This is a genomic window from Paenibacillus nicotianae (assembly GCF_042681745.1).
Lineage (GTDB): Bacteria > Bacillota > Bacilli > Paenibacillales > Paenibacillaceae > Saccharibacillus > Saccharibacillus nicotianae.
The window spans coordinates 343,205-359,235 of the sequence record NZ_JBHUGF010000001.1; the positions used below are offsets into that span (position 1 = coordinate 343,205).

Genomic DNA, 16,031 nt, shown 5'->3' on the forward strand with positions numbered 1-16,031 from the left:
AGATGAAATATTATCTTGGATTGGTATGGGAATACTTTCTGAATTATGCGAAGACCCGTTTAACATATCGTGCTGACTTCTGGGTAGAAGTCATCTCTGATTTGCTTTTTCAAGCGACGAACTTAATCTTTATTTTTGTTGTGTTTGCACATACAGATACACTGGGTGGATTTACCGAAGCAGAAGTGGTATTTGTGTATGGATACTTTATGATTCCGTACGGATTGTACAGTTGCTTTGTGAATCTATGGAACTTTGGCGATCGTTATATTGTCAAAGGTGAAATGGATCGTATTCTAACCCGTCCTGCCCATAATTTATTTCAGATTTTTCTAGAAAATCTTGATCCACCGTCATTAATCGGTTCACTGATCGGTGTGATTATTATGATCTGGAGTGGAGGACAGTTAGGAATTGAGCTATTATGGTGGCATATTCCTGCACTGATTGTGATGGTACTCGGCTCGACACTGATCTATACAGGAATCTATACGATTCTCACATCGATTTCTTTTTACTCGGATTCACCAACAGGGATTATTCCGTTAATGTACAATATTCAGACATACGGACGTTATCCGATCACGATCTACAATCGTATTATTCAAATTTTGCTAACATGGATATTGCCATTTGCATTTGTCGGTATCTATCCAGCCGCACTGTTTTTAGATCGACCTGAAATGATTCGCATGGCATGGGTTACTCCTGTAATGGGGATTGTCTTTTTCACCTTAGGCTTGTTATTCTGGAATGGTGGAATCAAGCGTTATCGTGGAGCAGGATCATAAAGTTGAATATCATTTAAGAAGGAATATGCTTATATTTTGAAAATGAACTCTGTATATGCCACATCGAATATACAGAGTATCAGTTCGCTGAAGGAGGCAAAACGATGAGTGAATTACAAGTAGGGCAACAGGTACCTGAATTTACATTAGAAGCATCTGGAGGTCAGGAAATCTCGTTAAGTGATTATCGTGGCAAAAAGATCGTGTTATATTTTTATCCGAAAGACAGCACGCCGGGTTGTACCCAAGAAGCTTGCGATTTCCGCGATAGTTCAGCAGCCTATGAGCAAAAAGGTGCAGTTGTGTTGGGCATTAGCCCCGATCCGGTCAAATCTCATGATAAATTTGCGCAAAAGTATGAACTGTCTTTTCCGTTATTATCCGATCCTGATCATGCAGTTGCAGAAGCATTTGGAGTATGGCAATTGAAGAAAATGTATGGCAAAGAATACGAAGGTATTGTACGTTCTACATTTCTGATCGATGAAGAAGGCATCTTAATCAAAGCTTGGTATAAAGTAAAAGTCAAAGGGCATACAGAAGAAGTATTTGCTGCCCTGTAAGAAGAGATAGTTATAGAATAAAGGTAATGCTCTACAAATCAATACTGCTCTATGATAGCTCTACCAAAGCAACGTCCTTCCAAAGACGTTGCTTTTTTAATGGATAAAAATAGCGCTTACCTGTGTCATCTTGTTGATAGCAATCTATACCAAAGGAGAGGATAATGACCTATGAATTTCTACACAATTGCTTATTTAGAAAATCAATCGACTTTTAATGTATATCTCAAGTATATCTTTATTTTTGTCGCATTAATCTTATTGCTGGTGTTGTTTTCATTGTATATGCGCAAACGGATCGAAACGAAATATCGCGATCTGAGTATTATTTTACTACTTATTATTGTGTTTATGATCGGCGTACAGTATTCCGATTATACGCAAGATCAAAGCACCTATTCCAAATACTCGCAGATGGTGCAATTTGTTCATCAATTAGCCAAAGATCAACAGCTTGATGAAACTCAGATCAGTGTCAATTCCACGACGCTAGTAGACGAAGTGATTATCAAAACACCTACAGCTTACTATACTGCTCATTTTAATAATGATATGAGTGCTTATACATTAGAGACGGTCTATCTAGTGAATCCAGATATTAAAGTCATCAATCAATAAATTAGTAGAGAAAAAGGAGACAACCTATGGAAGCCTATTATCCTGTTATTATCAAATTAGCGCTCGGTATTCTTTGTCTGGTATTACAGATTAACCTGATGGGCAAAGGTAATCTAGCACCTACATCGGCAATCGATCAAGTGCAGAACTATGTACTCGGGGGTATTATTGGTGGCGTGATCTATAATGAAGCCGTAAAGCCATTACAGTTTTTTCTGGTGCTACTGATCTGGACATTACTGGTGTTTATGATCAAATTCCTCAAACAACATAATCCGTATATTAAGGGTATTGTGGATGGCAAGCCGATCAATTTAGTGGTGAACGGTGAAGTTAATGTTGGCGAATGTCTACGCTGTGGAATATCAGCAAATGAATTAATGTTTAAGCTACGGGCAATAGGCATATATGAGATTAAAAATGTAAAACGGGCGATTTTGGAGCAAAATGGACAATTAACAGTGATCCAATATGGCGATGAAAATATCCGCTATCCGATTATTGTCGATGGACAGGTCAATCAAGATGTACTCGATCTGATTCATAAAGATATCAAGTGGCTGGAAGGTCGGGTCAAGCAAGAAACTCAACATCAGATATCACAAATTTATCTGGGGGAATATATTTCGGGTGAATTGCGTCTGCATGCGTATAAAAAGTAAATCAAAACCTAATTTCATCACTGAATTTTATATGGTAAATTTGACATAAAGAGTGAGCTATGTTAGTTTGGAGTCATTGGCTTTTTCTAAATAATGGAATATTTAGAGGTGGATTCACACTATACAAGGAGGCACACAATAATGGCAAAACAACAATGGATACAAGCAATCGAAGCACAATTTGAGCAAATGGTGTCTTGGCGCAGACATATGCACAAGTTCCCTGAATTATCTTTTCAAGAAGTGAAAACTTCTCAATATATTGCAGATACGTTGAAAGGATTCGGGTATGAAGTGCGTACAGGTGTAGGTGAAGGCGGATTGATCGCAGACCTGCAAGGAGCACAAGCAGGCCCAACGATCGCTTTTCGCGCAGACTTTGACGCATTGCCGATTCATGAAGAAAATACAGTAGACTATCGTTCGCAAAATGATGGCGTTATGCATGCTTGTGGACATGATGGGCATACAGCGGCACTACTAGGTGTAGCCAGTGTACTTAGCGATCAACAAGCACATCTAAAAGGCAACATTCGATTTATTTTCCAGCATGCTGAAGAATTACTTCCAGGTGGAGCAAAAGCAATGGTGGAAGATGGAGCTTTAGACGGAGTCGATGAAGTATACGGTGCGCATTTAGCCAGTGCTCTTCCGCTCGGCAAAATTGGAACAGCTTCAGGCCCTGCGATGGCATCTGCTGATTCCTTTTCGATTACGATTCAAGGGAAAGGCGGACATGGTGCACAACCCAATTTATCTGTCGATTCTATCGTTATTGGTAGCCAGTTAGTGGGTGCTTTGCAGACAATTGTATCCCGTCATATCAGCCCTATACAATCAGCGGTAGTGACGATCGGTGTGTTCCAAGCAGGGCAAGCGTTTAACGTTATCGCAGACAAAGCCAAAATCGAAGGTACAGTGCGTGCATTTGATCCAGAGGTTCGTACACAAATCGAACAGGATATTCGAGATCTGGTACATGGCATCACTTTAGCGAGTCATGCGACCTATACGATTAACTATATTCATGGGTATCCAACAGTTGTAAATGCACCTGAGCAAACGGAACATGTTCAAAAAGTAGTCGTTGATACGATGGGCGAAGAAGCATTTCTTATGTTACCACCAGCAATGGGAGCAGAAGACTTTGCGTATTATCTACAAGAACGTCCGGGTAACTTCTTCTTTGTCGGCTCGAAAAATGAAACCGAAGATACCGCATTCCCACACCACCATCCACGATTTGATATCGACGAACGTGCTTTAGTGAATGCTGGTAAAGTCTTTTTAGGCATTGCCGCAGAGAAATTGTTGTAAATAGATAAAGTCTACCAACAAAGAGTCTATCCATGAGTGTCTAGTATTTTTATGAACAAATGTAAATGATAACTGTAGCGATAACGAAGTACGATTGTAGGCTACGATAGAGATAGATCATGCAACTAAACCATAAATTATTATAAAAAGAGCCTGTCGATGGAAGCAACTCATCGATAGGCTCTTTTTATTGACTGTTTCCTCATTTAGCTCATATTACTATGTTTGATACTAATTAGTATCAATGCTGACCGTATAATTTGTGCTATCCCAATTGACATGAGCGCCAATCGTTTCTGAAATAAAGCGTAGCGGAATAAAAATACTTTCATTCACATATTGAGGTGGAGAAGACAAAGGTACACTTTTCCCATTAACGATAGCGGTATTTTTTCCTTTGGTCAGATGAATGCTGGTAGTGCCACTTGTGATAAATACATCGTTTCTATTTTGTTTATTCCATGTAACTGTTGCATTCATTTTCTCGAATAGCCCACGTACAGGTACATAGACGGCATTTTGTTTTAAGAACGGCAGATTAGGTATCCGAAGCTCAGTCTTATTCAATTGTACAGTTATAGGCTTTTGTACAATCACAGGTGTGGAGGTACCGGATGGATTAAATGGATTACCTATACCTAGTTGTCCTACGGCATTTGAACCCCAGCTGTGGACCATACCGTTTTGATCAAGAGCCAGCGTAAAGCTATTACCTGAAGCAATCTGTATTGTTTGTTTTAACCCGTTAACCTGTGTAATAGTTGGTTGATTACGAGGATCTATTTTCCAGACCGAACCATTAGTTGCGATCGCATAGATCCCGCCTGCTGCACCATTATCTGTCGAAGTGATTGGTAGTTTCAATGTATAGGTTTTGGGAGCATGCATACCGGAAGACAGATCCCAGTCCAATACTTGTCCCTCTTTGTTGACAGCGATAACTTCTCTATAGCTCATAGTAACGGATACTATGTTTTGCCCACCAGTCAGTAAAGTAGGAGAAGTAGTAGATTCGTTAATAGATCCCCATCCCCACAATGTACCATCTTTTTTTAGAGCGACGGAATAGTTATCGTAGGTGCTAATCGCTTTAACTCCATTAAGTCCAGGTAAAGGTGTTGGTGTAGTGTAAGTGGAGGTTGTTTTTACTTTGGTGTTGTCCAACTGCCCCGCTTTATTCGATCCCCATCCCCAAACCTGCCCATTTTTATCTAAAGCGAGAAAGTGTTCTGATCCGGTAGCTGAAGCAACGATATCTTTCAGACCTTGTACTTGTACCGGGCTAGATGTTTTTTGTCTGCTAGGATCATCGACCCCCCAGCTATACACAAGCCCTTGTTGGGTAACTGCACTTGTATATATGCCTGCACCGGGAGAAATCGTTTTGAAAGGTGCATTCGGTGTCGTAAAAGGAAGAGGAGAAATGTGAGTAAAGTTATCGCCAGTCCCCGCATTTATTCCTGAACCCCATGTCCAGATTGTGCCGTCTTTGTCAATAGCATAGGAAGTGCCTAATGAAGTTTGTATGTAGCTGATAGATTCTAGTGCATGTGTTGTATTGTCTTTGGCTGATGTGATATGAAAAGGTATACAAAGACCTAAACATAGACAAACAACTAGCGGAATAACATACTTACTTACTTTCATGATATTGTGCCTCCTGAGTACATATGGTTTTTATTACATAAACAGTATATTTCATGAAGAAAAAATATACAAATGTAGATTTTTTAAAATAAAATATTTACATGTTTACAATAAAATGATATAAGAATAATGTTAGGAAAAAAAATACATATAAGGAGGATAGAAGTGAAGTTGGATTTTTTAAAACTTAATAGTTGAGGTGGAAGAATTGAAAAAGTTTATAACTGTAATTATTATTGGTATGTTGTTTTTAGAAACGAGTTCTTTAAAAATTTCTGCAGCTGATGTAGTTGGGACAAATAGTACAGTAACAGCAAATACATATACACAGGATAATAACTCACTAGCAAGTTTTGTGAAAGTAACTAATACAGCTAATGTTTCTAACCAGAATGTAAATAAATTTATCTCTCAAGCACAAAGTGTTATCAAAGAAAATAGGAAAACTTCTCAGCCATCTGAGTTTTCTCAAATGTTAGTAGCAAATAAAGAGATTTACGATTATTTTTATATTGATGAAGATAATAAAGATTTATATTTTTATGAAGATTCTTCTAACTCTAATCCTATTGCCAAAATTGTTGATCTAAATACTCGTTCGTCGATTGATACTTCTGTTAAATCAAGTTCTAACAGTATGTATACTCAGAACTTAGCTTCACTCGCTCCAATCTCAGGAGGAATGGGTGCTAGAGCAACTGTACCTTCTGGTAATCTATTAGAAGCAAGAATACACACAGATGGAAATATAAAGCAATTAAATCTAAATAAAGGTACTTCATACACATATGTAGGATTTACCGGGAGTACAGAAGCTGATGCTGGACTGCAATATAGTTCATTAAATGGACAATCAAATGGTTATCAGGTCTGGAAACCGTATTTAAAATTGGGTTCTAGTGATCCTTGGTCTACAAATACTATGCTTAACGGTTATGATGCAGTTCAATTTCAAAACGGATATATCCCTGGTGAAGAAGTACAAGTAAGTTTTTGGAAAAATTATGTTCATGATAATGTAAGTACTACAAGACTTAAATTGCAAGGTTTAGCTAAATGCGCTAATTCTACATGTTCAAATGCTTCTCCAACAAAATTGGCAGTAATAATGGAGAAAAATGGAACTGGAACTTCCAATATCGCTGCTTATAAGATACTAGCTACTATAGCTGATACAGATATAAAAGCTTCAGGTCAGGTAAACTCATCAGTAACTAACATTACTGTGGACGGTGCACCTAAAACGCCTACCCAAGCTGCTAAAAGTACTAATAGCAGTATGAGCATATCCTCTAATAGTATCACCTTCAATATAAAGTAACTAAAAAAACAGCGAAGATCGCGGCATCCACTGTCATGTTCTTCGCTGTTTTTTTATACTATATTCTATTCCTCAGTCGAATCATTGGGTTTCTTTTTCCCAAATCGATTCACGAGTGCAATTCCTAATCGTCTGCGGAATTTCACAATAATAAAGAATAAGATCAATACTACAATAATCGCTATCGCTTCAAACGAGTATTCATGAATCCAGTGAAACACCATTGTCCATTGTGGTCCGAAAATTCGACCCAGTGCTAGAAAGACACCTACCCAGATCAATGCTCCACTATAAGAGTAAGCAGCAAATCGCCAGAACTTAAAGTTCATGACACCGGAGAAGTAACCGGTGAAATGGCGCACTCCCGGTATAAAATAGCCAAAGAAGACAAGCGTATATCCATATTTACCAAACCAGAGTTGTGCTTTATCCAGCTTGGACTCTGGCAACAACAGCCATTTTCCGTATTTCCGCAAGAACGGAAGCCCTGCTTTTCGACCGATAAAATAAGTGATCGTCATACCGATTGTTGTACCGGCAAACGCGCAAAGCAATAACAACGCCATATTCAGGCGACCCATATAAGACAAATAGCCAGCATATCCCATCGTAGTTTCACCAGGGAAAGGAAGAGCGATAAATTCAAGCAACAGTCCTAGAAAAAGCACTAGATAACCATGATGTGTAAAAAGAGATTCTATATAATGTATCAATTGCATCAGCTTTCCTCCGTAGTGCTATGATTTCTCTATATTTGACTATTGATCCTAAAATAAAACAATCTATTACATCATAATCTATCGGAAAGTACAAAGTCTATTAATAGGTCTATTTTAAACAAAATCTCGTTATTTCTAAAATGTAAACGTAATCTTGGGATAGAGTGGCAGAAAGTACACTTTTAATTGTGGTAGTAAGGTGAGAAGCCTTGACGGTGGCTTTTGCACATAGGTATAATTAGACTCATTGAAATGTGGGAGGTTCGTGAATGAATAGTCCAAGTGAAATAATTGTAGTTCTCGATTTTGGGGGACAGTACAACCAGTTGATCGCAAGACGTATCCGTGATCTAGGGGTGTATAGTGAATTAATGCCTTTTAATACCCCGGTCGAAAAGATTCGTGAATTGTCACCGAAAGGGATCATTTTCTCCGGTGGACCTTCTAGCGTATATGCAGAAAATGCACCGCATGTCGATCCAGCAATCTATGATCTAAATGTGCCGATCTTCGGTATTTGCTACGGTATGCAGTTAATGGCTCAACAATTGTCCGGTAAAGTAGAACGTTCTGCGAAGCGTGAGTACGGGAAGTCAGATGTAGACTTTATGGCTCATTGTGCATTGAATAAAGGGATGGAATCCAGTCATACGGTATGGATGAGTCATGGTGACCATGTAGTCGGCTTGCCAGAAGGATTCGTTTTGGATGCAAGTACAGAATCGGCTCCGATTGCTGCAATGAGTAATGCAGAGCGTCAATTGTATGCTGTACAGTTCCATCCAGAAGTACGTCATTCTGTGTTCGGTAACGAAATGATCCGTAACTTCTTATATGAAATTTGTAAATGTGCGGGCGAATGGAGTATGGAGACATTTATCGAAGACACAATCGAAGAGATTCGTACACAAGTCGGCGACAAAAATGTATTGTGCGCACTAAGTGGTGGTGTCGATTCTTCGGTAGTTGCGATTCTTTTGCACAAAGCGATCGGTCCTCAATTAACATGTATGTTTATCGACCACGGTCTACTACGTAAAGGCGAAGCTGAAAGCGTAATGGAGACGTTTGTTGGTAAATTTGATATGAAAGTTGTCAAAATTGATGCCCAAGAACGTTTCTTGTCCAAATTGGCAGGCGTTGACGATCCTGAGCAAAAACGTAAAATCATCGGTAACGAATTTATCTATTGCTTTGATGAAGAGTCTCGTAAATTAGGCGACTTCGCTTATCTAGCACAAGGTACACTTTATACCGATATTGTAGAAAGTGGTACAGCAACAGCACAAACGATCAAATCTCACCATAACGTAGGTGGATTGCCAGAAGATATGCACTTTGAATTGGTAGAGCCACTCAAAGCTCTATTCAAAGACGAAGTACGTAAAGTCGGCGAACAATGCGGATTGCCAGCAGCCATCGTATGGCGTCAACCTTTCCCAGGTCCAGGTCTAGCGATTCGTGTCTTGGGCGAAGTGACTGAAGATAAATTGCAAATCGTTCGCGATTCCGATTATATCTTGCGTGAAGAGATTGCTAAAGCAGGTCTAGAAAGCGAAATTTGGCAGTACTTCACAGCTCTTCCTAACATGAAGAGCGTAGGCGTGATGGGCGATGCTCGTACGTACTCGTATACCGTAGGTATTCGTGCAGTAACATCGATCGACGGCATGACCGCCGACTGGGCACGTATCCCATGGGATGTGTTAGAAAAGATTTCGGTACGTATTGTCAATGAAGTCGATAATGTGAACCGGATCGTGTATGATATTACCTCCAAACCACCAGCTACAATTGAGTGGGAGTAGGTTAAAAAAACCACAACTTCTAAATTTAGAGGTTGTGGTTTTTAATTTGATATTAGAAAGTTTGTTTAATAGTATTTTCGTTGATTTAAAATTTGATAAAATAGCTTTGTAAGATACAATTTCAAAAAAATGTCGGAAATGCCGAACTAGGAATCTTATGAGTTAGATTATCCATTTATTAATATACCCTATGTGTATCTTATTTTGAATTCATATATCTTTTAATATGTGTCATATAGGAGAAAATAAAGTGGATCAAGGAATACAGAATCAAATAAAACATTAAAAAATACAAAAATAAGAAAGTACAAGTATGGTATAACTATACATAAGGTTAGGTATGTTCTAAATTCTTTAAAATGTTTTTAAAATTCCAATATTTAAGCTAGAAAATATAAATTATAAAAGAAATTTTTTACTGGTATTATTTTTTTAAAATAGCCAATAAAAAAAGAAATTTGGTAATATGAATGTAACTTTGTTTAACATTTGAATATTTTAAATGAGTTTATAAAAGCACATTTGATAATTTAATCATGAAGTCAAACGAAAAGGAATGAACTATGGTCAATACATTTGAGAATTTAAAACTGTTAAAGCAAGATATGAAAAGTAAAGGTTGGGTGATAGATTCTTTCTACTTTAATTATAAAAAACAAAATTATATTGTATTAGTAAAGTTATTTGAAAAAAACGAAAATTTTCCAGAGTATGCTTTATTAAAACTTGAATTTTTGAAAGAAAATAATTTTTCAGACATTTTAGTTGTATATGCCAATTCATCAAAATTACTTACTGATGCGAAAACATTAAGGGAATACTTTGGTATTGAATACAGTAGTAACTTGGGCGATATTTTATTACAGTTTAGTAGGGAACTTGCTAAATTTATTCCAGAAGAAGTCAGCGATAATAAGAATGAACATCAGAAAGAAGCAATGTGTCGCTCATTAAGCAAAAGTGATTTAGAAGACCCTGAGAAAAAATACTGTTTTTATGTTAAAAGAAATCCTGTAAAAAAAGATAATAGATTGGGACAACGAAGTCCATTTAATGACAATAAGACAAGATTATATAGACCTAGTTTATACGAACGATTAGGAGCAGATACTAATCTAAGCTTTTGCTATTCAACGGATCTGGATCAGGAAGAAACAGATGAGAATATCATTATAAAATGGACAATAAGAAAAAATAAATAGGACAATTCTTAAAAATGAAATCAACTCCTCAAAGTTGATTTCATTTTTTATAGAACAGATTATTAAACGAAGTGAGAAAATTGCTCTAAGAACTATTCATGAACTGTTAAAAATTCTTACTTTGAATTTGAACGAAATGATAGGCTCATTTTATTTTACAATCCTTCACTTTAAAAATACCATTGAATCTGTTTAAGGTAATTACTTTCTAATTTTTATAAAATTGTGAATTGAAATTCAGAAATTATTTTAATAAATCTTTTAATGTCAGCTCGTTTTTCGGTAAATTTGCTTTAGAATGATACTGCTGTATAGCATCAAGTAATTGATCAATATTAGAAAAATAGTTTTTAGCAAAATCGTACGTTTTTACACTTCTCATTTTTAAAGCAGAAATTACAAACTCGCTAGGTTTCATACGAGATCGAGAATATTCATTGTATTTATTTTCTGCGTGAATAATAAGCATTTCAATTTCTGGAGCAGTAATAATATTGATAATTTCAACTTTTTTAGCATACGGTTTAGATAATTTAAAATTTTCATTTCTTGAATCTAGTATTCTGTAGACTTTGATAGGTTTATTCATTGCTTTATCTAAATAACGATTTTGAAAGTTAGCTGCTTTTCGGCAACGAAGTACTTCTTTCTCCAAAAGTTGATCTATCGAAAAAATCAATTGATCATGTTCTAAAAGAATTTCGATAATAGCTTGTTCAAAAGAACCTTCACAAATACAAGCAATTAGATAGTTGCTCATATTTGTTATACCTCGGTAGCATGTTTGCTAATACTTTCTTTTAAATTTATATAAGCATTATATTTAGGTGCTGTACCTTCTAAATAATCGCTTTGGTATACTTCGCTCTTTTTGAGATCATTTCTTTTTAATAATTGTGATAAGTTAGTTAGTGTAAGTGTATCTGTTTTTTTAGTAATGTAGATACTATCATTACGATCAAAATCGTCTAGCAATTCTGGATAATGAGTGGAAAATATAAGCATCGCTCCATGTGGATTTACTTTAGGATTTCTAAACAATTCAATAATAGTACGCACAATAGACTTATTAAAATGATTTTCAATTTCGTCAACAATAAGATATCCACTATTTTTTAAAGTGGAATAAATATAAGCAAACATATTTAATCCTTTTATAGTTCCCGAAGAAAGATATTTATCTAAATCTAAAATATTACTAAATTCAATAGGCTGTTTTTGTTGAGTGAATTTTAATTGTACTAAGCTTTTTTTATAATCATTATCTTTGTGACTTACTTTTACATATTCAATACTAGGATCTAGAAAGCTAATGACTTCAACAGGTATTTCACCAGAAATCCCCATAAAATTAAAGTTGGTGAATCGAATAAAATCATGGATTTGAATCTTTATTTTTTCTTGTTTAATTTCAGCAATAAAAATACTTATGTCATCTGCTAAATATTGATGATCTTCCAAAGAACGTTTTTTAGCATATTTTTTTTGATCAAATTCAAATAGTTTATTTTTACTCTTAACACTAGATGATTTTTTTTGCCATAATATTTCTTCAGAAAAACATAATTCGTTTTCTTTATTTTTATCTATATAAGATTGAAGTTTTATTATGTTTTTGGAATCGCTGTAGTAGTAAGTCTCAATCATGATATTTTTACCAATAAGTACTTCTTTAGCTTGAGAACTATTTAACTTTTCATTCGCTAAGAAAATATCCATAATAGCAGTAACAACTTTTAAAACTGTTGTTTTTCCTGAGGCATTAATACCTATAATAGATAGCACATTATGTGTGAAGATATTAGAAAACAATGAATGAAGCCCCTGATTATTATCCTCTGTAACATTTTGTTGTGCCAACCAGCTAATTTCAAGACCTTCCTTAAATAAGTCTAATCCAGAAATCTTTATTTTTAGAATTCTCATTTATGTTCACATCCTCATATAAACGTAATAATCGTTTTTTTAATGATTATTTTATCATAAATATTTTATTTTTATTTATAAAAATCGCAATTGTTGTTTATTTAATAAATAGTAAGGATTTTTTTCTTATTTTTTAAGATACCTTTCTATAAGAAAATCTTAAATACCAGATAAAGAAAAGGATCGCCTTATATTTAGATATTTAGTCCTCAAAAAATACCAAAATGAAATCAAAAGAAATCAAGCCTGTAAATTTTACTTTTTCATTTTATTATATGGTTAAGAAAAGGAGGCTTGAAAATGACTGAATCCAACCATTTAATCCCAGAGTCCAAATTTGATTTTGGCGCTATCCAGCGATTACAGCAATTAGAACCTCAACAATTAATTCCTATTCTGCCAGAGTTACTTGTATGGTTGCAGGATATCAACTGGCCTGTTGCTATACCGATGTCCAAAATACTGCTTACCGTTCCTAATGAAATTGTTCCTCATGTGCGAGACGTATTGCATACGGATGATACCGAATGGATCGAATGGTGTCTGCAATATATTGTTGGTTTTTTACCTGTAGCTTTGATTCGGAAACTAGAACCAGAAATTCGTCGTATAGCTGATTCACCGACAAAATGGGAGTATGAAACGGAAAGTCATATTACAGCACAAGAGATTTTAGCTACATTAGATCATGATCCAGAAAATTCGTGATTTTAAATATCCAAATAACGGTTTGATTCTACATATCAATTTAATTGTAATCTACAATCAGATACAACTAACGTATACAAGGAGAATATTTATGAAATGGACGATTAGTTTACTTTTAACATGCACGGTATTAACAGCTTGTGGTCAATCGAATCATCAGGCAACGACACCAGAAGCTACTGCCACATCCAAACCAAGTGTTACAGCGTCGGCTGAAGTTAATCAAAATACAACCAAAGCCAATCAGACTTCTACAGAGCAATCGGAAGAATCTACAGAAGATACTCAATATTATGGGGACTACCAGATGGATCCGGAAGATACATTTAATCATCTGATTCATAACAATCCGTTAGATCAGGCTTATCATAAAGAGTATAATGAATTTCAGAACTCTAGTGAGTTCTCGACTGCTGGTTGGGTTGCACTTGAAGGAAAATATTTAAAATTATGGGATATCGAAATGGATCATGTAATGCAACAATTGAAGTCCAAGTTATCTGCATCTCAGTACACTTTGTTGCAACAATCTCAAAAAGGTTGGGCAACATATGATCAAGAAGAATCAGAGTTTGTCGAAGATACATTTTTGAAAGATGCGTATTTTGGTTCTCAAGGGCAAGTCAGTGCAGTCAGTGCTCAATTGTCTAGAACACGCGAACGAACGATTCAATTGATGGAATATTACTACGAACGCAATGATCACCACCTGCAATTTGTGTATCAATAACCTATGCAATCAATAACAGGAGGATTTCATGCTGACAACGACCAGAGCACAGATGAAGCGTCTGCAATTGCATCAACAAGGACTACTACAACCTCACCTTAATCACTATCAGGATGCTAGTGGAGTCTTACATATACTCAACCGTCTCGGGTATGTCCAGCTTGATACGATGAATGTGTTATCTCGTAGTCAAGATTTGTTTTTCTGGTCAAGAGATCATCGGTATCAGCGGGAATGGTTGTTGGAGCTGTACGATCAGCAGTCGATATTTGAAGTGTATCTGTTTGCTTTGTGTTTGTTGCCAGCATCCTCTTATGAGCATTTGCATCACTATTTTGCACACCATTATTTGAAAATGACGAATCAATCCAATATCGATTTGTTATTGAATATTTACGAGCAAGTGCAGGTCGATCAGCCATTGCGTTCGCGTGATATTGAACATGATCATCCATCAAGTGGAGCGACATGGAGTATGACACCGGCAAGGCGAGCATTAGACCAATTATGGCGTGCAGGCTTAATCAAAGTCAGTCGAGATCACCATTTCAATAAGTTATATACACGAACAGAGCAGAATATAGAAGATCATCGCACAATCGAACATGAACCAACATTGAATACGTATTTGCTTGATTTAACGTTTGAGAATTTAGGAATAGCTACACTCAAAGAATTAAAAGCTTGCTTTAATCTCACTAAAACGGCAGTCAGCGACTATGTGAAGCAACAGTTGGAGCAAGGACATATCCAACGTATACAGATCGAAGAATTTGCCGAAGAACATTTTATTCGTACACAGGATGTTCCGTTACTAACTACTTTGGAAAAAGTAGAAGGGAGCGCGGCGACATTTTTGTCTCCTTTTGATAATATGATTCGAGATCGGTCGCGGTTGTTGAAGTTATTTGACGTAAATTATAAGCTTGAAAGTTATATGCCGAAAGAACAACGACAATATGGCTATTTTGCGATGCCCATTTTGATTGGAGAACAGATTGTCGGGGTGATTGATCTCAAAAACGATCGTCAACGCCAACAATTACAGGTGCAAAAGTTAACGTTATTTGATTCAGCTCAAGCCGTACAATATAAGCCAACGATTGAATCGATTTTGCAACAGTTATGTGTATTTGTCGAAGCAGAGCAGGTTGTTCCTGTGCCAGAAATTACTTATTTGAAGTAATAACCCTCATATTGAAAAGAACAACATCTCAAAGAGCTACCTACTGCATCTATTAAGGTAGCTTTTTTTATTGTTGATTAAGATATACACTTGAATCCTATATTCATGAGATCACTTCTCTTAGAGGTTACTTCTAGAACATGATAAGATATAAGCAGTGCAATAGAATAAAAAGTTTACACGTACGAAGCATAATGTATACGAAAACAGTATTTTTATCCCAATAAGAATATACATAATACACTGATAGATACTTGAATACTCTAACGCTTGAATCAGAGCGAGAGCAGGTATCTATCAAGCCAAAGGAGATTAGAGTATTGGAACCATTCACGCTGATATTAGGTTGTATCGGGTTACTGATTTTTTTTGCAGTGGTTGCGATTGTGTTACCACGAGTCTTGAGCAGAAAAAGTATAACCGAACAGACGATACTGGAAGGTTATTCTGCACGAGCCACCATTATTTCGATGACCCCGACAGGTCAATATAACAGTGGACAACCGGAGATTATACTTGTAGTAAAGATTGAGCGACCAACATCTATTCCTTTTCAAGCCACCGTTAAGACAACTGTCTACACAATGAATCTTGCCAAATTTCAAGAAGGTACAAAAATCCATGTCAAAGTATTTGAAGATCATAAAGGCAAGTATATCGTTGTAAAAGGAACACTGGATTATCCATAAAGTCTAGAGAATACCGGGTGATTATTTTTCTATTCAACACAATCACGAATCGTTTATCTAAAATAGTATCAAATCTAAGATACCACCAAAATGATCTTCTTTTCTAATAGATACTAAGAAATTCTCTCGATATGCGTATTTCTA

16 protein-coding genes are annotated in these 16,031 nt (G+C 36.1%); 12 read left to right on the forward strand and 4 right to left on the reverse strand.

Annotated features, from left to right (window positions below):
* Nucleotides 1-2 precede the first annotated feature (2 nt).
* From ACFSGI_RS01550 to ACFSGI_RS01570, 5 genes are all read left to right on the forward strand, one after another.
* Nucleotides 3-791: an ABC transporter permease gene (locus ACFSGI_RS01550; RefSeq protein WP_204826627.1), complete on the forward strand. Its 789-nt coding sequence runs from the start codon at nt 3-5 to the stop codon at nt 789-791.
* A 104-nt stretch (nt 792-895) separates the two neighbouring features.
* Nucleotides 896-1,354, forward strand: coding sequence for a thioredoxin-dependent thiol peroxidase (bcp, locus tag ACFSGI_RS01555; RefSeq protein WP_204826628.1), 459 nt, complete (start codon nt 896-898; stop codon nt 1,352-1,354).
* A gap of 171 nt (nt 1,355-1,525) precedes the next feature.
* Nucleotides 1,526-1,972, forward strand: coding sequence for a DUF3290 domain-containing protein (locus ACFSGI_RS01560; RefSeq protein WP_204826629.1), 447 nt, complete (start codon nt 1,526-1,528; stop codon nt 1,970-1,972).
* Between the two features lie 26 nt (nt 1,973-1,998).
* Nucleotides 1,999-2,634 carry a DUF421 domain-containing protein gene (locus ACFSGI_RS01565; RefSeq protein WP_204826630.1) on the forward strand — a complete coding sequence of 212 codons (636 nt, stop codon included), beginning with the start codon at nt 1,999-2,001 and terminating at the stop codon, nt 2,632-2,634.
* A 141-nt stretch (nt 2,635-2,775) separates the two neighbouring features.
* Complete coding sequence (locus ACFSGI_RS01570; RefSeq protein WP_204826631.1) at nt 2,776-3,951, forward strand: M20 metallopeptidase family protein; 1,176 nt, start codon at nt 2,776-2,778, stop codon at nt 3,949-3,951.
* Between the two features lie 231 nt (nt 3,952-4,182).
* On the opposite strand, the gene ACFSGI_RS01575 is transcribed toward ACFSGI_RS01570, so the two are convergent.
* Nucleotides 4,183-5,598: a stalk domain-containing protein gene (locus tag ACFSGI_RS01575; protein ID WP_204826632.1), complete on the reverse strand. Its 1,416-nt coding sequence runs from the start codon at nt 5,596-5,598 to the stop codon at nt 4,183-4,185.
* Nucleotides 5,599-5,806: 208 nt separating this feature from the next.
* On the opposite strand from ACFSGI_RS01575, the gene ACFSGI_RS01580 reads away from it, so the two are divergent.
* The gene (locus tag ACFSGI_RS01580) at nt 5,807-6,919 is read left to right on the forward strand and encodes a YrpD family protein (RefSeq protein ID WP_204826633.1); all 1,113 of its coding nucleotides are present in this window, start codon (nt 5,807-5,809) and stop codon (nt 6,917-6,919) included.
* A gap of 65 nt (nt 6,920-6,984) precedes the next feature.
* On the opposite strand, the gene ACFSGI_RS01585 is transcribed toward ACFSGI_RS01580, so the two are convergent.
* Nucleotides 6,985-7,638, reverse strand: a complete 654-nt coding sequence (locus ACFSGI_RS01585; protein ID WP_204826634.1) for a DedA family protein — start codon at nt 7,636-7,638, stop codon at nt 6,985-6,987.
* Nucleotides 7,639-7,907: 269 nt separating this feature from the next.
* On the opposite strand from ACFSGI_RS01585, the gene guaA reads away from it, so the two are divergent.
* Together guaA and ACFSGI_RS01595 are read left to right on the forward strand one after the other, a co-directional pair.
* A complete protein-coding gene (gene guaA / locus ACFSGI_RS01590) occupies nt 7,908-9,446 on the forward strand; it encodes a glutamine-hydrolyzing GMP synthase (protein WP_204826635.1) in 1,539 nt (512 codons plus the stop codon).
* 563 nt (nt 9,447-10,009) lie between these two features.
* A complete protein-coding gene (locus tag ACFSGI_RS01595; RefSeq protein WP_204826636.1) occupies nt 10,010-10,648 on the forward strand; it encodes a DUF6037 family protein in 639 nt (212 codons plus the stop codon).
* 244 nt (nt 10,649-10,892) lie between these two features.
* Here ACFSGI_RS01595 and ACFSGI_RS01600 read toward each other — a convergent pair whose 3' ends face one another.
* Together ACFSGI_RS01600 and ACFSGI_RS01605 are read right to left on the reverse strand one after the other, a co-directional pair.
* A complete protein-coding gene (locus tag ACFSGI_RS01600) occupies nt 10,893-11,408 on the reverse strand; it encodes a hypothetical protein (protein WP_204826637.1) in 516 nt (171 codons plus the stop codon).
* 5 nt (nt 11,409-11,413) lie between these two features.
* Complete coding sequence (locus ACFSGI_RS01605; protein WP_204826638.1) at nt 11,414-12,574, reverse strand: AAA family ATPase; 1,161 nt, start codon at nt 12,572-12,574, stop codon at nt 11,414-11,416.
* 300 nt (nt 12,575-12,874) lie between these two features.
* Here ACFSGI_RS01605 and ACFSGI_RS01610 point away from each other — a divergent pair, with 300 nt between their 5' ends.
* The 4 genes from ACFSGI_RS01610 to ACFSGI_RS01625 all read left to right on the forward strand — a co-directional run bounded on the left by ACFSGI_RS01610 (nt 12,875) and on the right by ACFSGI_RS01625 (nt 15,887).
* Nucleotides 12,875-13,282, forward strand: a complete 408-nt coding sequence (locus ACFSGI_RS01610) for a DUF5071 domain-containing protein (RefSeq protein WP_204826639.1) — start codon at nt 12,875-12,877, stop codon at nt 13,280-13,282.
* Nucleotides 13,283-13,373: 91 nt separating this feature from the next.
* Nucleotides 13,374-14,012: a lysozyme inhibitor LprI family protein gene (locus ACFSGI_RS01615; RefSeq protein ID WP_204826640.1), complete on the forward strand. Its 639-nt coding sequence runs from the start codon at nt 13,374-13,376 to the stop codon at nt 14,010-14,012.
* A gap of 28 nt (nt 14,013-14,040) precedes the next feature.
* The gene (locus ACFSGI_RS01620; protein ID WP_204826641.1) at nt 14,041-15,198 is read left to right on the forward strand and encodes a DNA glycosylase AlkZ-like family protein; all 1,158 of its coding nucleotides are present in this window, start codon (nt 14,041-14,043) and stop codon (nt 15,196-15,198) included.
* 320 nt (nt 15,199-15,518) lie between these two features.
* The gene (locus tag ACFSGI_RS01625; RefSeq protein ID WP_204826642.1) at nt 15,519-15,887 is read left to right on the forward strand and encodes a hypothetical protein; all 369 of its coding nucleotides are present in this window, start codon (nt 15,519-15,521) and stop codon (nt 15,885-15,887) included.
* Nucleotides 15,888-16,031 lie beyond the last annotated feature (144 nt).